Origin of the sequence: Pseudomonas sp. NFACC02, from assembly GCF_900110765.1 — a bacterium.
GTDB lineage: Bacteria > Pseudomonadota > Gammaproteobacteria > Pseudomonadales > Pseudomonadaceae > Aquipseudomonas.
Map to the genome: position 1 here is coordinate 106,002 of NZ_FOEO01000008.1, position 17,403 is coordinate 123,404.

18 protein-coding genes are annotated in these 17,403 nt (G+C 60.0%); 6 read left to right on the plus strand and 12 right to left on the minus strand.

Annotation, left to right across the window (positions count from 1 at the left end):
* Positions 1-127: 127 nt before the first annotated feature.
* The 5 genes from BMY73_RS09790 to dadA all read right to left on the minus strand — a co-directional run bounded on the left by BMY73_RS09790 (position 128) and on the right by dadA (position 4,316).
* Positions 128-553 (minus strand): c-type cytochrome, encoded by a 426-nt coding sequence (locus tag BMY73_RS09790; RefSeq protein WP_092406750.1) that lies wholly within the window; start codon positions 551-553, stop codon positions 128-130.
* A 182-nt stretch (positions 554-735) separates the two neighbouring features.
* Positions 736-1,284 (minus strand): cupin domain-containing protein, encoded by a 549-nt coding sequence (locus tag BMY73_RS09795; RefSeq protein ID WP_062379745.1) that lies wholly within the window; start codon positions 1,282-1,284, stop codon positions 736-738.
* Between the two features lie 150 nt (positions 1,285-1,434).
* Complete coding sequence (gene alr, locus BMY73_RS09800) at positions 1,435-2,508, minus strand: alanine racemase (protein WP_092406752.1); 1,074 nt, start codon at positions 2,506-2,508, stop codon at positions 1,435-1,437.
* A gap of 181 nt (positions 2,509-2,689) precedes the next feature.
* Positions 2,690-3,043: a RidA family protein gene (locus BMY73_RS09805; protein ID WP_062379749.1), complete on the minus strand. Its 354-nt coding sequence runs from the start codon at positions 3,041-3,043 to the stop codon at positions 2,690-2,692.
* Entirely contained in the window at positions 3,015-4,316 is a 1,302-nt protein-coding gene (dadA, locus tag BMY73_RS09810) for a D-amino acid dehydrogenase (RefSeq protein WP_092406754.1), read from the minus strand. The genes BMY73_RS09805 and dadA overlap by 29 nt, the downstream gene beginning before the upstream one ends.
* Before the next feature lie 157 nt (positions 4,317-4,473).
* On the opposite strand from dadA, the gene BMY73_RS09815 reads away from it, so the two are divergent.
* A complete protein-coding gene (locus BMY73_RS09815; RefSeq protein ID WP_092406756.1) occupies positions 4,474-4,962 on the plus strand; it encodes an Lrp/AsnC ligand binding domain-containing protein in 489 nt (162 codons plus the stop codon).
* Positions 4,963-5,133: 171 nt separating this feature from the next.
* Here the strand turns inward: BMY73_RS09815 and BMY73_RS09820 are convergent, their stop codons facing one another.
* Positions 5,134-5,487, minus strand: coding sequence for a YkgJ family cysteine cluster protein (locus BMY73_RS09820; RefSeq protein WP_092406758.1), 354 nt, complete (start codon positions 5,485-5,487; stop codon positions 5,134-5,136).
* A gap of 198 nt (positions 5,488-5,685) precedes the next feature.
* On the opposite strand from BMY73_RS09820, the gene BMY73_RS09825 reads away from it, so the two are divergent.
* Positions 5,686-6,996, plus strand: coding sequence for an NAD(P)/FAD-dependent oxidoreductase (locus BMY73_RS09825; protein ID WP_092406760.1), 1,311 nt, complete (start codon positions 5,686-5,688; stop codon positions 6,994-6,996).
* A gap of 186 nt (positions 6,997-7,182) precedes the next feature.
* Here BMY73_RS09825 and BMY73_RS09830 read toward each other — a convergent pair whose 3' ends face one another.
* Complete coding sequence (locus tag BMY73_RS09830; RefSeq protein ID WP_092406842.1) at positions 7,183-7,416, minus strand: DUF1127 domain-containing protein; 234 nt, start codon at positions 7,414-7,416, stop codon at positions 7,183-7,185.
* A 177-nt stretch (positions 7,417-7,593) separates the two neighbouring features.
* Between BMY73_RS09830 and BMY73_RS09835 the strand changes: the two genes are divergently transcribed.
* Together BMY73_RS09835 and BMY73_RS09840 are read left to right on the plus strand one after the other, a co-directional pair.
* The gene (locus BMY73_RS09835; protein WP_092406762.1) at positions 7,594-9,024 is read left to right on the plus strand and encodes an aminotransferase-like domain-containing protein; all 1,431 of its coding nucleotides are present in this window, start codon (positions 7,594-7,596) and stop codon (positions 9,022-9,024) included.
* 54 nt (positions 9,025-9,078) lie between these two features.
* Positions 9,079-10,659 carry a phospholipase D family protein gene (locus BMY73_RS09840; protein ID WP_092406844.1) on the plus strand — a complete coding sequence of 527 codons (1,581 nt, stop codon included), beginning with the start codon at positions 9,079-9,081 and terminating at the stop codon, positions 10,657-10,659.
* Here the strand turns inward: BMY73_RS09840 and BMY73_RS09845 are convergent.
* Together BMY73_RS09845 and BMY73_RS09850 are read right to left on the minus strand one after the other, a co-directional pair.
* Positions 10,656-11,804, minus strand: coding sequence for an MFS transporter (locus BMY73_RS09845; protein ID WP_092406764.1), 1,149 nt, complete (start codon positions 11,802-11,804; stop codon positions 10,656-10,658). The two genes, BMY73_RS09840 and BMY73_RS09845, sit on opposite strands and share 4 nt — an antisense overlap.
* A gap of 132 nt (positions 11,805-11,936) precedes the next feature.
* Positions 11,937-13,430 (minus strand): aldehyde dehydrogenase, encoded by a 1,494-nt coding sequence (locus BMY73_RS09850; protein ID WP_062379762.1) that lies wholly within the window; start codon positions 13,428-13,430, stop codon positions 11,937-11,939.
* 265 nt (positions 13,431-13,695) lie between these two features.
* Between BMY73_RS09850 and BMY73_RS09855 the strand changes: the two genes are divergently transcribed.
* A complete protein-coding gene (locus BMY73_RS09855; protein ID WP_092406766.1) occupies positions 13,696-14,058 on the plus strand; it encodes a cupin domain-containing protein in 363 nt (120 codons plus the stop codon).
* A 178-nt stretch (positions 14,059-14,236) separates the two neighbouring features.
* On the opposite strand, the gene rpmG is transcribed toward BMY73_RS09855, so the two are convergent.
* On the minus strand, positions 14,237-14,392 hold the full coding sequence (gene rpmG, locus BMY73_RS09860) for a 50S ribosomal protein L33 (RefSeq protein WP_062379766.1): 156 nt from the start codon (positions 14,390-14,392) through the stop codon (positions 14,237-14,239).
* An 11-nt stretch (positions 14,393-14,403) separates the two neighbouring features.
* Positions 14,404-14,640 carry a 50S ribosomal protein L28 gene (gene rpmB, locus BMY73_RS09865; protein ID WP_037016669.1) on the minus strand — a complete coding sequence of 79 codons (237 nt, stop codon included), beginning with the start codon at positions 14,638-14,640 and terminating at the stop codon, positions 14,404-14,406.
* A 363-nt stretch (positions 14,641-15,003) separates the two neighbouring features.
* Here rpmB and BMY73_RS09870 point away from each other — a divergent pair, with 363 nt between their 5' ends.
* Entirely contained in the window at positions 15,004-16,593 is a 1,590-nt protein-coding gene (locus tag BMY73_RS09870; RefSeq protein ID WP_062379767.1) for an ABC transporter substrate-binding protein, read from the plus strand.
* A gap of 118 nt (positions 16,594-16,711) precedes the next feature.
* Here the strand turns inward: BMY73_RS09870 and radC are convergent, their stop codons facing one another.
* Positions 16,712-17,386, minus strand: coding sequence for a RadC family protein (radC, locus tag BMY73_RS09875; protein WP_062379775.1), 675 nt, complete (start codon positions 17,384-17,386; stop codon positions 16,712-16,714).
* Positions 17,387-17,403: the final 17 nt, after the last annotated feature.

Sequence of the window (17,403 nt, forward strand, 5' to 3'; positions counted from 1 at the left end):
GACCGGGGATCGGCGGGAATTACTGCATCATGCCCAGTCGCCCATCCTACAAAAGCCTGTGTCGCGCATACAAAAAACCGCGCGGGATCTATTCATCCCGAGCGGTTCTTCGGCAGCCAGAGAGGGGTTACTGCAACCCGGACATCTTCTTGATCGCACCTTTGAGCTCTTCATCCGAGCAATCGGCGCAGGTGCCTTTTGGTGGCATGGAGTTGATGCCGCTGATCGCCTTGGCCAACAGGCCGTCAAGGCCGCCCTGGTCTTTGGCGCGCTTGCCCCAATCGGCGCTGTCGCCGATTTTTGGCGCGCCCAGCAATCCGGAGCCATGGCAGGCATTGCAGTGTTTGCCGATCACGTCGTCAGGGGACTTGGCGCCACCTGCCCCACCCGCCGTCGCGGCCACGTCCATGCCCGGACATTCCTTGCCCTGGATGCAGACTTGTCCGACCGGTTCGAGTCGTTTAGCGAGGTCATCGCTGGTGGAGGCCTGGGCGTTAAAAGCCCAAAACGCGAGGAGTGCAATGGCAGCCAGGATCTTATTAGTAAGGTTCACGCTTTCACCCTCATGGTGGCTATAACGCCCCTGCGGTCACGGTAAGCCGCAGACGGCGAAAGTATAGCGGGTAGCCCGTGGGTCGTTACATCCCTGAACACAGCAGGGTTATTCGTGCGTCGACCTGTTGCTTCGGGCTCGTCCTGCCCCGCCTGATGGCTCAGGTCGGGAGGGGTCGCGGATCAGAAATTCGCGGGCGTGGCAGCGCTGATGAGTCGCGCCGGAACGTCAAACGGATTACGGAAGCGATGCGGTCGGGTGCTTTCAAAATAGTAGCTGTCGCCCGCCTCAAGCACATAAGTATCGAGGCCAACGACCAGCTCCAGTCGCCCCTCAATCAGAATGCCGGTCTCTTCGCCCTCGTGAACGAGCATTTCCTCGCCCGTGTCGGCGCCTGGCGGATAGACCTCGGTCAGGAACGCGATGGCTCTGTCTGGATGAGACTTGCCCACCAGTTTCATGGTGACGGCGCCGTCCGAAATATCGATCAGTTCACTGGCCTTGTAGACCACCTGAGTCGGGTTTTCTGGCTCAAGCTCTTCCGAAAAAAACTCCACCATGGACATCGGTATGCCGCCCAGCACCTTGCGCAGGGAACTGATCGAGGGGCTGACGCTGTTTTTCTCGATCATGGAAATGGTGCTGTTGGTCACGCCCGCTCGCTTGGCGAGTTCACGCTGGGACAGACCTTTGAGTTTACGAATGGATTGCAGTCGTTCACCGACGTCCAATGCGGGAGTCCTCCTGATAATCGAATACGGTCAAGTGGCCGCCATGATGGCGACCGCGTTCAGTATTTACAACACTTGACCAGATTAGCAAAGAGACCGGCGGCCGCCATGGGCCGCAGACGGTTCGGACGAATGAAGCGACGAGCGCGATCAATCCCCGGAATAGAGCCTTGGCACGCGCTTGAGGTTGCAGAAAATCTGATAAGGAATGGTCCCGGCGTGGGTGGCGACGTCGCTGGCCAGCACGTTTTTTCCCCACAGCTCCACGCGGCTGCCCAAGCCTGCGCCCGGTACGTGGGTCAGGTCGACACACAGCATGTCCATCGACACGCGCCCCAATAGCTGACTGCGATGTCCATCGATCATCACTGGCGTACCGGTCGGCGCCTGACGCGGATAACCGTCGGCATACCCCATCGCAACCACGCCGATGCGCATCGTGCGGTCGGAGACAAATGCCCCGCCGTATCCCACCGGCTCACCGGCCGGCAGTTCGCGCACACAGATCACTCTGGACTCCAGTGTCATCACGGGCTGCAGGCGATCAGCGACTGACTGCGGCTGATCGAAGGGCGTCGCGCCATACAGCATAATGCCGGGACGTACCCAGTCGCTCGGCACGTTTGGCCAGCCCATCACGCCGGGCGAGTTGCGTAGGCTGACCTCGGCCGCCAACCCTTCGCGAGCCGACTGAAAGATCGCCACTTGTTCGTCCGTGCGAACACTGCCCAGTTCGTCTGCCCGGGCAAAGTGACTCATCAGCACGACCTTGAGGACTTTTCCGCTGGCCAGCAGACGTTGGTAAGCCGCTGGATAGTCAGCCGGATGAATACCCACGCGGTGCATGCCCGAATCCATCTTCAACCAGATGTTCAGCGGTTTGCTGACGGGAGTCTGCTCGATGGCGTCGAGTTGCCACAGCGAATGCACCACGCACCAGAAATCGTGCTCGACGATCAGTGCCAGCTCGTCGGCCTCGAAGAAGCCTTCCAGCAACAGAATCGGCGCACGAATACCCGCCAGACGCAGCTCCAGCGCTTCTTCGATGCATGCGACAGCGAACCCGTCTGCCTCAGCCTCCAATGCCTGGGCGACGCGCACGGCACCGTGGCCATACGCATCGGCCTTGATCACGGCAAGCGCCTTCGCGCCTGTGGTTTCACGGGCCAGTTGATAGTTGTGGCGCAGAGCGGAAAGATCGATGAGGGCGCGGGCTGGACGCATGGCAAGGCTTCTTGATCGGAGTTTCGGATTCTGTAGGAGCGCGGCTTGTCCCGCGATCTGGCGCAAAGCGGCAGCAATCTACTGAATGCGGCGTATCAGGGATATTCCGGACTCAGCTTTTACGACCGGTTCCCGGCCGATCGCGGGACAAGCCACGCTCCTACAAAGACGTGTGAACGAGTTACGGCAATGCGGCCGTCACCGAGAACTCAACCAGAATTTCCGGCTCGCACAGCTTGGCTTCGACGGTGGCGCGGGCGGGCGCGACGCCTTTAGGCAGCCACGTGTCCCACACGCTGTTCATCCCGGCGAAGTGCGCGTCGATGTCCTTCAGGTAAATCGTCACCGACAGAATGCGGGTCTTGTCGGTACCGGCCAGGTCCAGCAGGCGCTCGATGGAATTGAGCGCCTCGCGGGTCTGCTGTTCGACGCCCGCCGCCATGTCGTCACCCACTTGTCCGGCAAGGTAAACGGTGCCGTTGTGGACGACGATCTGGCTCATGCGCTCATTGGTGAGCTGGCGCTGGATTGACATGTTTTGCGATCTCCTTGGAGCTTCCGTAGCGGGAAATATCGAGGCCTTCGGCACTGATCTGTGGTTTCTTGCGGGCGATGAGATCCGCCAGCAAACGACCGGAACCGCAGGCCATGGTCCAGCCAAGCGTGCCGTGACCGGTATTGAGGAACAGGTTGCGATACGGCGTGGCGCCGACAATGGGCGTGCCGTCCGGCGTGGTTGGACGCAGGCCGGTCCAGAAACTGGCCTCGCTCAGATCGCCGCCCTGAGGATAGAGATCGTTGACGATCATCTCCAGCGTTTCACGCCGACGAGGATTGAGCGACAGGTCAAAACCGGCGATCTCCGCCATCCCGCCCACCCGAATACGGTTGTCGAAGCGGGTAATCGCGACTTTGTAGGTCTCGTCGAGAATCGTCGATGTCGGTGCCATGTCAGGGTTGGTGATTGGCACGGTCAGCGAGTAACCCTTGAGCGGGTAAACCGGCGCCTTGATGCCCAGCGGCTTGAGCAATTGCGGCGAGTAGCTGCCCAACGCCAGCACGTAACGATCAGCCGTTTCCAGTTTGCCGTTGACGCGCACGCCGTTGATCCGGTCTCCGGCGAAGTCGATAGACTCGATCGACTGGCCGAATCGAAATTCAACGCCCAATTTCACACACATTTCGGCCAGACGCGTGGTGAACAACTGGCAATCGCCCGTCTGGTCGTTTGGCAGCCGCAGCGCGCCGCTGAGGATGTTGCTGACGCTGGCCAGTGCAGGCTCGACACGGGCAATGCCTTCGCGATCCAGGACTTCGTAAGGGACACCGGCCTGCTCAAGAACGGCGATGTCCTTGGCGGCGTTGTCCAGTTGCTCTTGCGTACGGAACAGTTGCGTGGTGCCCAGGCTGCGGCCTTCGTAGGCGATGCCGGTTTCTGCGCGCAGTTCGTCAAGGCAATCGCGGCTGTACTCGGACAGACGCACCATGCGCTCCTTGTTCACCGCATAACGGCTTTGCGTGCAGTTGCGCAGCATCTGCGCCATCCACAGGTATTGATCGATGTCGGCCGTTGCCTTGATCGCCAACGGCGCGTGGCGCTGCAACAACCATTTGATGGCCTTGAGCGGTACGCCCGGCGCGGCCCATGGCGATGCGTAACCCGGCGACACCTGCCCGGCGTTGGCGAAACTGGTTTCCATGGCAGCGGCAGGCTGACGGTCTACAACCGTCACCTCGAAGCCCGCACGGGCCAGATAGTAAGCACTGGTGACACCGATTACGCCACTTCCAAGGACCAGAACGCGCATGTTGATTTCCTCATCGCGGATATCCGCTGACGTTTTGAAGTTTTAAGCAAGGATGTGGGCAGTATATGAAGCTTCAGGCAGTGCTTTTAACTATATAAGCGCCTATATTCAGCGTTACTTCCCGCCAACCAGGGCTTTAGCAGAGAGAGGGTTTGCAATGCGCACCCAACACCAGTCAAAACGTGAACTGGACAAGATCGATCGCAGCATCCTGCGCATCCTTCAGGGCGACGGCAGGATTTCCTTCACGGAACTGGGCGAACGCGTGGGCCTCTCTACCACGCCTTGTACAGAGCGGGTCCGTCGCCTTGAGCGCGAAGGCATCATCATGGGTTACAACGCCCGGCTCAACCCGCAGAACCTGAAGGCTAGTCTGCTGGTGTTCGTCGAGATCAGTCTGGATTACAAATCGGGCGACACGTTTGAAGAATTCCGCCGGGCGGTCCTCAAACTGCCTCATGTGCTGGAGTGCCACCTTGTCTCGGGCGACTTCGACTATTTGGTGAAAGCGCGCATCTCGGAGATGGCCTCTTATCGGAAGCTGTTAGGCGACATCCTGCTCAAACTGCCGCATGTGCGCGAGTCCAAGAGCTATATCGTGATGGAAGAGGTGAAGGAGAGTCTGAACCTGCCGATTCCGGAATAATGAGCGCCGCACGTTATCCGTAGGAGCGTGGCTTGTCCCGCGATCGGGCGGGAACCGGCCGCAAATCCGGAGAATGCGGTGCATCAGATACGGCTCGGTTGCCTGATTTTGCTGCCGCTTCGCGACAGATCGCGGGACAAGCCACGCTCCTACAGGGATGGGTGGCGCCAATCAAACCAACACCTGCCGCGTCGACGCAATGTACTCATGCACCTGTTTCTCTACCCGCGGGTGAATCAGCACTTCAGGACGGCGACCGTTGGGGCATGGCAGGGTCGGCGTGGTGCCGAACAACCGACAGATCAACGGGCGCTCGTCATACACCGTGCAACCGTGGGGCCCCAAATGCACACAGTTCAATTCATTGAGCGCGGCTTCCTGCTCGGCGGCCGTCTTGCGTGGCAAGCGCGCCATTTCCTCGGACGACGTCGTCACCGGTCCACAGCAATCGTGGCAACCGGGCACGCAGTCGAAGGACGGGATCTGCCGCCGCAAATCGCGGATTTTCTGGCTGTTGCAGCTCATCGCGAGAGTTTTCCCTGTGAAAGACAGTCATTGTGCATCAGCCAGTTCCAGCCTGACAGATAACGTGCAGCCTGCCGCCCACCTGTGGAAGTGAGCTGCGCCGCTCACTTGCCGATATCGGGCATCGCTTGCCCCTGCGCAGTCACGTCGCTAACCTCCGTAAAATTTTCCAGACAGCACCCCGAGAAAAAAACCGCCATGGACGCCTGCGCTCGACCCACTCACGCTGCCAGCCACGCCGCCTCCTATTACGCAGCCAGCAGCCACCTCCAACCCGATTACCCAGCCCTCGCTGGCGAGGTGAAGGTCGACGTCTGCGTGGTGGGTGGCGGGTTCACGGGGCTGAACACGGCGATCGAACTGGCCGAACGGGGATTGAGTGTCGCATTGCTCGAAGCGCACAAGATTGGCTGGGGCGCCAGCGGCCGCAACGGAGGGCAACTGATTCGCGGCGTTGGTCATCACGTCGAGCGCTTTCGCGACGTGATCGGCGACAACGGCGTGCGGGAGCTCAAGCTGATGGGGCTGGAAGCCGTCGAGATCGTCCGTCAACGCGTGGAGCAGTACCGGATCGACTGTGACCTTACGTGGGGCTATTGCGATCTGGCCAACAAACCCAAGGAGCTCGAGGGTTTCGCCGAGGATGCAGAGGCGCTGCGTGCACTGGGCTATCGCCATGAATTACAGCTAATCGCACCCGAGAACCTGCGTAGCTTCATCGGCTCAGGCCGTTACGCTGGTGGCATGCTGGACATGGGATCGGGCCACCTGCATCCGCTGAACCTGGCATTGGGAGAGGCTGCCGTCGCGCAATCGCTGGGGGTGCAGTTGTTCGAACACTCGCCCGTGGTCCGTCTCGAATACGGGGCGCAGCTCAAGGTGCATACCGCGCAAGGTCTGATCCGCGCCGATACCCTGGTGCTCGGCTGCAATGCTTATCTGAACGATCTGGACCCGACACTGAGTGGCAAGGTTCTGCCAGCAGGCAGTTACATCATCGCCACCGAGCCCTTGGGCGACGATCTGGCGCACCAACTGCTCCCGCGCAACACCGCCATGTGTGACCAGCGCGTGGCGGTGGACTACTTCAGGCTCTCGGCCGACAAGCGGCTGCTGTTCGGCGGCGCCTGCCACTATTCCGGGCGCGATCCGCACGACAACGGCGCGTACATGCAGCCGAAAATGCTCAAGGTCTTCCCGCAGCTCAAGGACGTAAAGATTGATTTCGAGTGGGGCGGAATGATCGGCATCGGCGCCAACCGGCTGCCGCAGATAGGGCGCTTGAAGGAGCATCCGAACGTCTTCTATGCACAGGCCTATTCTGGGCACGGCCTGAACGCCACACATTTGGCGGGCAAGTTACTGGGTGAAGCCATCAGTGGTCAGCAGAGCGGTGGTTTCGAGCTGTTCGCCAAGGTTCCACACATGACGTTCCCGGGCGGCAAACATCTGCGCTCGCCTTTACTGGCGCTGGGGATGCTTTGGCATCGACTCAAAGAGTTGGCCTGAAGCTAAAAGCGCTCACCTGTAGGAGCCGGCTTGCTGGCGAATCGGTCCTGTCAGGCCATGCACATTCGCCTGACAGACCGCATTCGCTGCCGTCGTAACCTCCGACGTCTCCTACAGGGCGTTTACCGCTCTTTAGATCGTCGTCTTGCCATGAGTATGCAAAAAGCAGGCTTGCGTTGACCCACATCACTCCCTCCAGAACGGCTTGAGCCCTTCGCGGCGTGCCTGTTCGTAACTCAGGCCTATGTCGCGCAGTTGATCGTCTGTCAGGTCCAACAGCGCCCGCCGCGTGACTCGCCGATGTTGAAACAAGCCCCAGACACCAAGCCCCTTCGGCGCGCTCACCCGCACCCGCACGTCCTGCTCTCTCACCAACTCCTGTGCATACAGCGTCAGCCGGACATCGCTCATTGCGCTCATTTCCAGACACCTCATCATGGGTTTCAAGTGATTCCATGATGCGTCTGTATGGAAAACCATTACAGATCCAAAGAATTCTATTTTTTTACATACAGATCCGCTACATCTGCGCCTGAATGCTGTATTTTCGCTCAATCTGTATCGGTCAACCGACGCGACACTGTGCGGGAGTACGCCATGACCCTCTACGTCAATCTTGCCGAATTGCTCGGCGCGCGCATCGAAAACGGCTTCTATCGCCCCGGCGATCGCCTGCCCTCGGTTCGCGCGCTGAGCCTTGAACATGGCGTCAGCCTCAGCACCGTGCAACAGGCCTATCGCCTGCTCGAAGATAACGGTCTGGCGTCGCCTCGGCCCAAATCGGGTTACTTCGTCCCCGCAGGCCGTAAGACACCGGCATTGCCTGCCGTAGGACGCCCCGCACAGCGTCCGGTCGAGATCTCGCAATGGGATCAAGTGCTGGAACTGGCCAAGGCCATTCCCAGCCCGGATGTCGTGCAACTGGCGCGCGGCATGCCGGACATCAGCAGCCCGACGCTGCGGCCGCTGACTCAAGCGCTGGGCAAGATCAGCCGCCGGCAGGACATGCCGGGGCTGTATTACGACAACATTCATGGCACCCAATGCCTGCGTGACCAGATCGCCCGCCTGTTGCTCGATTCGGGCACCGCCATCGCCCCGGATGATCTGGTGATCACGACCGGTGCTCAGGAAGCGCTGGCGGTGAGCATTCGCTCGATCTGCGAGCCGGGCGACATCGTGGCAGTGGATTCCCCCAGCTTTCACGGCGCCATGCAGGCGCTAAAAGGCCTGGGCATGAAGGCGCTGGAAATACCGACCGACCCCATCACCGGCATTAGCCTGGACGCGCTCGAACTGGCCCTCGAACAATGGCCGATCAAGGCCATACAGTTGACGCCGAACTGCAATAACCCGCTGGGTTACATCATGCCGGAGGACCGCAAGCGCTCTCTGGTGACCCTCGCCCAGCGCTTCGACGTGGCCATCATCGAGGACGATGTGTATGGCGACCTTGCCTACACCTACCCTCGCCCGCGCACGATCAAATCCTTCGACATGGACGGCCGTGTTCTGCTGTGCAGCTCATTCTCGAAAACCCTGGCGCCCGGCCTGCGTGTCGGCTGGGTCGCGCCGGGCCGCTACCTCGACCGTGTGCTGCACATGAAATACATCAGCACCGGCTCCACCGCGACTCAACCGCAACTGGCAATCGCCGAATTTCTTCAGGCCGGGCATTACGAGCCGCACATGCGCCGGATGCGCGGCCAATATCAGCGCAGCCGTGACTTGATGACCGACTGGGTGACGCGTTATTTCCCGGAAGGCACCCGGGTCAGCCGCCCGCAAGGCGGCTTCATGCTGTGGATCGAGCTCCCCGAGGACTTTGACTCGCTTCGCCTGAATCGCGCGCTGGAGGGGCAAGGCGTACAGATCGCGGTCGGCAATATTTTTTCGGCCTCGGGCAAGTACAGGAATTGCCTGCGCATGAACTTCGCGGCCAGGCCGACGCCGAAAATCGAGGACGCCGTGCGCAAGGTCGGCGCAATGGCAGCGCGGCTCATGGCCCAGACCGACGCGGCGACTTAACCTTTTGCCGAATACGCGGTCATATCGCCAGGATGTGACTTCGGGATGAAAGCGTTGACGAACACATGGGCATTGCCCCTTCTTTTGGCCTTTGCCCTTGGTGTCAGCGGATGCGCGCACACGCCTGTGCCGGATGACGGTCCGAGTCAGGCATTACCGGCGTCGGCGTCCGCCTTCGGACGTTCGATCATGGCCCAGGCCGCGCCGCACGAAGGTCGTTCCGGCTTTCGCCTGCTGCCCAACAGCACTGAAGCGTTCATGGCGCGGGCCGAACTGATCCGCAATGCCAAAACCAGCCTGGACCTGCAGTACTACATCGTTCACGACGGGCTCAGCACCCGAGCGTTGATCGATGAACTGCTCAAAGCCGCCGACCGTGGCGTGCGGGTGCGCATCCTGCTGGACGACACCACCAGCGATGGCCTTGATGAAGTGATCGCTACCCTCGCCGCGCACCCGAACATCCAGATTCGCCTGTTCAATCCGCTCAATCTGGGCCGCAGCACCGGCGCCACGCGCAACTTGGGTCGGCTGTTCAATCTGTCGCAGCAGCATCGACGCATGCACAACAAGCTGTGGCTGGCCGACAGCGCCGTCGCCATCGTTGGCGGGCGCAACCTGGGCGACGAATACTTCGACGCTGAACCCAATCTCAATTTCACCGATATCGACATGCTCAGCGTCGGCCCGGTTGCCGAGCAATTGGGGCACAGCTTCGACCAATACTGGAACAGCACGCTGAGCAAGCCGATCGACGACTTTCTCTATTGGCCACCCGACGCCAAGGATCTGGCCGACGCCCGCGTCCGCCTCGCGGCCTCGCTGGAGCAGTCCCACGTTGAGAAAAAGGCCCTGTATGAACGGTTAATGGCGTACAAGACCCACCCCCGCATGAAAACCTGGTTGAACGAGCTGATCTGGGCGCACAACCAGGCCCTGTGGGACGCACCGACCAAGGTGCTGTCACGAGGTGAGCCTGACCCGCATCTGTTGCTGACCACACAGCTGCGTCCGGATCTGCTGAACGTACACCAGGAATTGATGATGATCTCGGCCTACTTCGTGCCGGGAAAAGACGGGGTGACCTACCTCACGGGGCTATCGGACAATGGCGTGTCGGTCAGCCTGCTGACCAATTCGCTGGAAGCCACCGACGTGCCTGCCGTGCATGGCGGCTACGCGCCCTATCGCAAGGCGCTGCTGGCCCATGGCGTCAAGTTGTTCGAATTACGCCGCCAGCCGGGAGATCCGAGCAACCGCGGCAGTGGCCCCCATTTCTTCCGCACGAAAACCCTGAAAGGCGGTTCCGAATCCAGCCTGCACAGCAAAGCGATGATTTTTGACCGACAGAAAATCTTCGTCGGCTCATTTAACTTCGATCCCCGCTCGGTGCTGTGGAACACCGAAGTCGGCGTGCTCGTCGACAGCCCGGAACTGACGGAGTACCTGCGCGAACTCGCGTTGCAAGGCATGGCGCCGGCCATCAGTTATCAAGCCAGGCTCGAGAATGATCGCGTGGTCTGGGTAACCGAGGACAACGGCAAGATCCACACGCTGTACAAAGAACCCGGCGACTGGTGGCGGCGACTGAACGCCTGGTTCAGCAGCGCCGTCGGCCTTGAGAGGATGCTCTAGGCCGACACCGGCTGGACAGCCCCGAACGCTTGCCGGCGCTGGGACAAGATCACCAGGCCCAGCGCCCCTGCCGCCATCAACAGCGGCAGGGCCTGTCCACTGATCCACTGGCTGCCCGCACCCGCCGCCAGAGGTCCCAACAGACAGCCAATACCCCACAACTGCGCGACATGGGCATTGGCCCGCACCAGCGCATCGTCGCGATAGCGCTCGCCGATCAGAATCAGCGACAGCGTGAACAGCCCGCCCGCGCTAGCGCCAAACAACACCCATAACGGCCAGATGGCGATGGTGTCGACCAGCAGCGGAATCGCCAGGCTCGACACCATCAGGGCCACGGCGCAACCGGAAAACAATCGACGCCGGGAAATCTTGTCCGCCAACGCGCCGATGGGCAATTGCAGCAGCGCGTCGCCGACGACCACCGTGCTGACCATCGCCAGCGCGATCTCTGGCGTGAAGCCCTGTTGCAGGCAATACACCGGCAGCAGCGTCAGAATCATCGCCTCGAAACCCGCAAACAGCGCAATAGCCCACGCGATTGCAGGCAACTGCCGACAGAATCCGGCTAGATCGCCAAGGCTGACATGGCTCGCTTCGGCGCTAGGCGCACCGGTTCTCCCCAGCAGCAAGAGCGGCGACGTTGCGAGCAACGCCGTGCCAATCCAAAAGCCGTAGTCGTGCTCGGTGCCGATCACGCCGAGCAACAGCGGTCCGCCCAGCTGACTGAGCGCATAACAGCTGCCATACAGCGCAACCAGCTTGCCGCGCAGGTTTTCGGTCACCAGTTGGTTGATCCAGCTCTCGCCAAGGATGAACACCATCGTCAGGATCACGCCGAGCATCAGGCGCAGCGCCAGCCAGACCCAGTAATGGGGCAACAACGCCAGCAAGCCCACGGAAATCGAACCACCCCAGAGGCACAGACGCATCAGGTTCGCGGTGCCCAGAATCGAAGCCAGGCGACTGGCGAGGCTGGCGCCCAGCAACACGCCAATCGCCGGCATCGCGGCCATGACGCCGATGGCAAAGGCGCCGTAGCCCCACGCCTCAAGACGCAACGACACCAACGGCATGCTCACGCCCAGCGCCAGACCGACGCTCAAGACGGACGACAGCACCGCAAAATAAGTACCCCAACGCATCACCACGCTCCTGTGGCTCAAAGGGTGAGACAAAACAGCCGGGCTTTTTGAGGACCCGGCTGCTCTATAGATCTGGTTTGCCTGCTCGCGAATGAAAGCCACCGCAGAGTCGCGCTGATGCCGTGCCTGTCTTTACAACTTGATCCAGGTCGCTTTCAGCTCGGTGTACTTGTCGAACGCGTGCAGCGACTTGTCGCGACCGTTACCCGATTGCTTGAAGCCACCGAACGGTGCGGTCATGTCGCCGCCGTCGTACTGGTTGACCCAAACGCTGCCGGCGCGCAACGCACGTGCGGTGAGATGCGCCTTGGACAGGTCGGCGGTCCATACGGCGGCCGCCAGACCATAAGGCGTGTCGTTGGCAATCTGGATCGCCTCTTCGGCGGTATCGAACGTCAGCACCGACAGCACCGGGCCGAAGATTTCTTCCTGAGCGATCTTCATGGCATTGGTCACACCGTCGAAAATCGTCGGTTCGACGTAGGTGCCCCCTGTCTCTTGCAGAATGCGCTTGCCGCCCGCCACCAGCTTGGCGCCGTCGGTATGGCCCGCTTCGATGTACGACAGAACCGTGTTCATCTGCTGGGTATCCACCAGCGCCCCAACGTTGGTCGCAGGATCCAGTGGATTGCCCGGTTTCCAGGCCTTGAGCGCCTCGATCACCATCGGCAGGAATTTGTCCTTGATCGAACGCTCGACCAGCAGCCGCGAGCCCGCGGTGCAGACTTCGCCCTGGTTGAAAGCAATGGCACTGGCAGCCGACTCAGCGGCGGCTTGCAGGTCCGGCGCATCGGCGAAGACGATGTTCGGGCTCTTGCCGCCCGCCTCCAGCCAGACGCGCTTCATGTTCGATTCGCCCGAGTAGACCAGTAATTGCTTGGCAATTTTGGTCGAACCGGTGAAGACCGCCGTGTCGACATCCATGTGCAGCGCCAGCGCCTTGCCGACGGTGTGGCCGTAACCGGGCAGAACGTTGAGCACGCCGGCCGGGATACCCGCCTGAACAGCCAACTGCGCGACACGAATGGCGGTCAGCGGCGACTTTTCCGACGGTTTGAGAATGACCGAGTTACCACTCGACAGCGCAGGACCCAGCTTCCAGCACGCCATCAGCAACGGGAAGTTCCACGGCACGATCGCCGCCACCACACCGATAGGTTCGCGGGTCACCAGACCCAATTGGTCGTGTGGCGTAGCGGCCACTTCGTCGTACAGCTTGTCGATGGCCTCACCGCTCCAGCTCAACGCTTGCGCGGAGCCTGGAATGTCGATGCCATAGGAGTCGCTGATCGGCTTGCCCATGTCCAGGGTTTCAAGCAGCGCCAGCTCTTCGATGTTTTCTTTGATCAGCGCAGCGAAGCGAATCATCGCGGCTTTGCGCTTCACTGGCGCCAGACGCGACCAGGCACCCGAGTTGAACGTGGCGCGAGCATTCTCGACGGCCCGCTGCGCGTCAGCGGCATCGCAGCTGGCGACGTGGGCGAGGAATCGACCATCGACCGGGCTGATGCAGTCAAACGTAGCGCCGGAAGCGGCGGCGGTGTACTCGCCATTGATGAAGGCGCGGCCTTCGATCTTCAGATTCTGGGCGCGTTTTTCCCAGTCAGCATGAGTCAGGGTGGTCATGAAACATCCTCCTCTTATGAATTGTGCCCGCCCTCGCGCTCATGAACCGTGCTGTAGGAAATCGCCTGACATGCTGTCGGATCGGCCAAAGGCAAACGCCACCCTAAACCAGCGCTTAAGGAATTTCCAATATATTGGACAAAGAGAGGCAAAACGAGCCGGAATCGTGCATTTTATTCAACAGCACGTTCCCGGGCGCTCGGCACTATCGCCAACAGTCCTCATCAAACGACAATCCTACTTACGCCATTCAGGAGCCAGAGACATGAGTATCCACAGCGTCGTCGACTTCAGCGAAGCCACCACCGCTGCCGAGCGCTTCAAGCCTGCCGCAGAGAAGATCCTCAAAGGCGACCCGGAGCAAACCGTGTACAACCATTACAACAGCCCTTGCGGACAGATGAACGCGGGCGTGTGGGAAGGCGAAGTCGGCCAGTGGACGGTCAATTACACCGAACACGAATACTGCGAGATCGTGCAGGGCGTCTCGGTACTGCGTGACGAGGAAGGCAACGCCAAGACACTGCGCGCCGGCGATCGATTCGTGATACCGGCAGGTTTCAAAGGCACCTGGGAAGTGCTGGAGCCGTGCCGCAAGATTTACGTGGTGTTCGAGCAGAAGGCTTGATGCGATCTTCAACTGTAGGAGCGCGCTTGCCCGCGAATGAGTCAGGTCAGCACCAGATATGTGGCTGAAAAGACGCATTCGCGGGCAAGCGTGCTCCTACACGATCAATTGCGATAAAACCTTCGCGCACAAAAAAGCCCGCATCACTGCGGGCTTTTTTGTAAGAGGCAAAAATCAATTACTTGATTTTGGCTTCTTTGTAGATCACGTGCTTGCGAGCAACCGGATCGAATTTTTTAATTTCGATTTTATCCGGGGTAGTGCGCTTGTTCTTGTCGGTGGTGTAGAAGTGGCCGGTGTTAGCGGTCGACACCAAACGGATCAATTCACGCATGATTCTCTCCCTTAAACCTTAGCGCCAGCGCGGCGGATTTCGGCCAGAACAACCGTGATGCCACGCTTGTCGATGATGCGCATGCCTTTGGCAGATACACGCAGACGTACAAAGCGTTTCTCTTCTTCAACCCAGAAGCGGTGATGCTGCAGGTTTGGCAGGAAACGACGACGGGTTTTGTTGTTCGCGTGGGAAATGTTATTCCCGGTTACCGGACCCTTACCGGTAACTTGACAGACTCTCGACATGCCTCAGCCCTCTAAAACCACATGCCCAACCCGGCATGGGTTGGCCGCTTAATCTCTCAGTCATTTGGCGCCAGGCGCCGCGTTTCTTCAGGGGTCTTACCGGCCACACCGGTGGTGAAGGCAGCGGGCCCCTAGAAAAGAGCGCTGCTTTATACCAGAAACCCTCGGGAGCAACAACAGAAACGACGAATTACCTGAAAGAGACTCAGGGCTTTGCGCCCGGTAGCGCCAGCAACAAAGGGCGCGACGGGAAATATACCACTCGTCGCGCCATAGCGATTGTTCTGCGCCAATCCATAGTCTAGGGTAAGTCCCTCACCAGACTGCGCCGGCAGATGGGCTATCTCTGAAAGGAAAATCGCCATGCGCCTAGCTGTTTTACCCCTGTTGTTCGCGTCATTGTCGGCGCCATTGCTGGCTCAGGCCGCCACCAGCCTGAGCGTTTGCACCGAAGCCAGCCCCGAAGGCTTTGACGTGGTGCAGTACAACTCGCTGACCACGACCAACGCCTCGGCCGATGTCCTGATGAACCGCCTGGTGGATTATGACGCCAAGACCGGCAAGCTGGTCGCCAGTCTGGCAGAAAGCTGGAGTGTATGGCCGGACGGCCTGACGTATGACTTCAAATTGCGCTCCGGCGTGAAGTTTCATCACACCGACTACTTCACCCCGACCCGCGACATGAACGCCGAGGACGTGGTGTTCAGCTTCCAGCGCATGCTCGATCCGTCCAATCCCTGGAACAAGGTGGCTGTACAGGGCTTCCCTCACGCCCAGTCGATGCAGTGGCCTTCGCTGATCAAGAAAGTGGAAGCGCCGGATGCGAATACGGTACGCATTACCCTCAACCATCCTGACGCGACCTTCCTCGCCACGCTGAGCATGGGTTTTGCGTCTATTTATTCGGCGCAATACACCGCGCAGTTGATGAAAGCCGGTACGCCGGAGAAGCTCAACAGCCAGCCAATCGGTACCGGACCATTCGTTTTCAAACGTTTTCAGAAAGACTCCGTGGTGCGTTACGAAGCCAACCCGGACTACTTCGCGGGCAAACCTGCGATTGACACGCTGGTGTATGCCATCACCCCGGACGCCAATGTTCGCCTGCAACGGATCAAGCAGAACGAGTGTCAGGTTGCCCTGTCCCCCAAACCGCTGGATGTCACCGAAGCTGGGAAAGATCCGAACCTGAAAGTCGAAAAGACGGACGCGTTCATGACCGCTTTTCTGGCAATCAACAGCCAGCATCCTCCGCTCGACAAGCCTGAAGTGCGTCAGGCAATCAACCTGGCGTTCGACAAGGACACTTACCTGAAAGCAGTCTTCGAGGGGTCGGCACGCGCAGCCAATGGTCCGTATCCACCCAACACCTGGGGTTACGCCAGCGACCTGCCCGGTTACAAATATAACGTGGCGAAAGCGAAGGAACTGCTGGCAAAGGCCGGACTGAAGGACGGCTTCAAAACCACGATCTGGACCCGACCTTCCGGCAGTCTGCTCAACCCGAACCCCAGTGCAGGCGCACAACTGCTGCAGAACGATCTGGCCGCTGTCGGGATCAAGGCTGAAATAAAGGTGATCGAATGGGGCGAACTGATTCGTCGCGCCAAAACCGGTGAGCACGACCTGCTGTTCATGGGTTGGGCGGGCGACAACGGCGATCCGGATAACTTCCTTACGCCCCAGTTCTCCTGCGCGGCGGTCAAGTCCGGCACCAACTTCGCGCGCTACTGCGACGAAGGTCTGGACAAGTTGATCAGCAGTGGCAAGGCCGTGACCGATCAGACTCAGCGCAGCAAGCTGTATCATCAGGCGCAGGAGCAGATCCAGAAACAGGCATTGTGGCTGCCACTGGCACACCCCACCGCCTTCGCCCTGACCCGCAAGAACGTACTGGGGTATGACGTCAGCCCGTTCGGACGCCAGGACTTCTCAAAGGTGATGCTCAAGTAGTTGCCCATCCGGCGTCTGCCGCACGGGCACCGGAGTTCGGCTCGCCAGCACGAGCAAGCTCACTCCCACAAGACTGGAGCCGAACAGGAGTCAGCGGGCTCCTGCAGGTGGCGAACAACTACATCAGCCCGCTTTCGACCATCGACAGCGGGTCTCCATCTCCGATGATCACGTGATCGAGCACCACCACATCAATCATTGCAAGGGCGGCCTTGAGCTGCCGGGTGAGTTCGATGTCTTGAGGGCTGGCATCACAGATGCCGGACGGGTGATTGTGACAAAGGATCACCCCGGCCGCGTTATGCGCCAGGGCGCGCTTGACCACCTGCCGAGGGTGTACGTGAGCGACGTTGATCGAGCCATGAAACAGCGCCTCGAATGCCTGAACCCGATTTTTGCTGTCCAGAAACAGGCAACCAAACACCTCATGCGGCTCATGTCGGAGTATCGCTTTCAGGTAGCTGCGAACCTGGGCCGGGCTTTTCAAAGCTGAACCACGCTTGAGATTCTCCCCCATGTGCCGCCGCGCCATTTCCATGACCGCCTGCAATTGCGCGAACTTTGCCGGTCCAAGGCCCAACTCGTTACTGAATGAAGTGAGGTTGGCTTCGAGCAACGCGCGCAGACTGCCAAACTGCCCCAAAAGATGTCGGGCGAGGTCCACGGCGCTTTTGCCGGAGACGCCCGTGCGTAAAAAAATGGCGAGCAATTCAGCATCGGAAAGACTCGATGCGCCTCGCTCAAGCAGCTTCTCCCGCGGCCGTTCCGCCGCAGGCCAATCTCGAATACTCATAGCACCTCCATGGACAT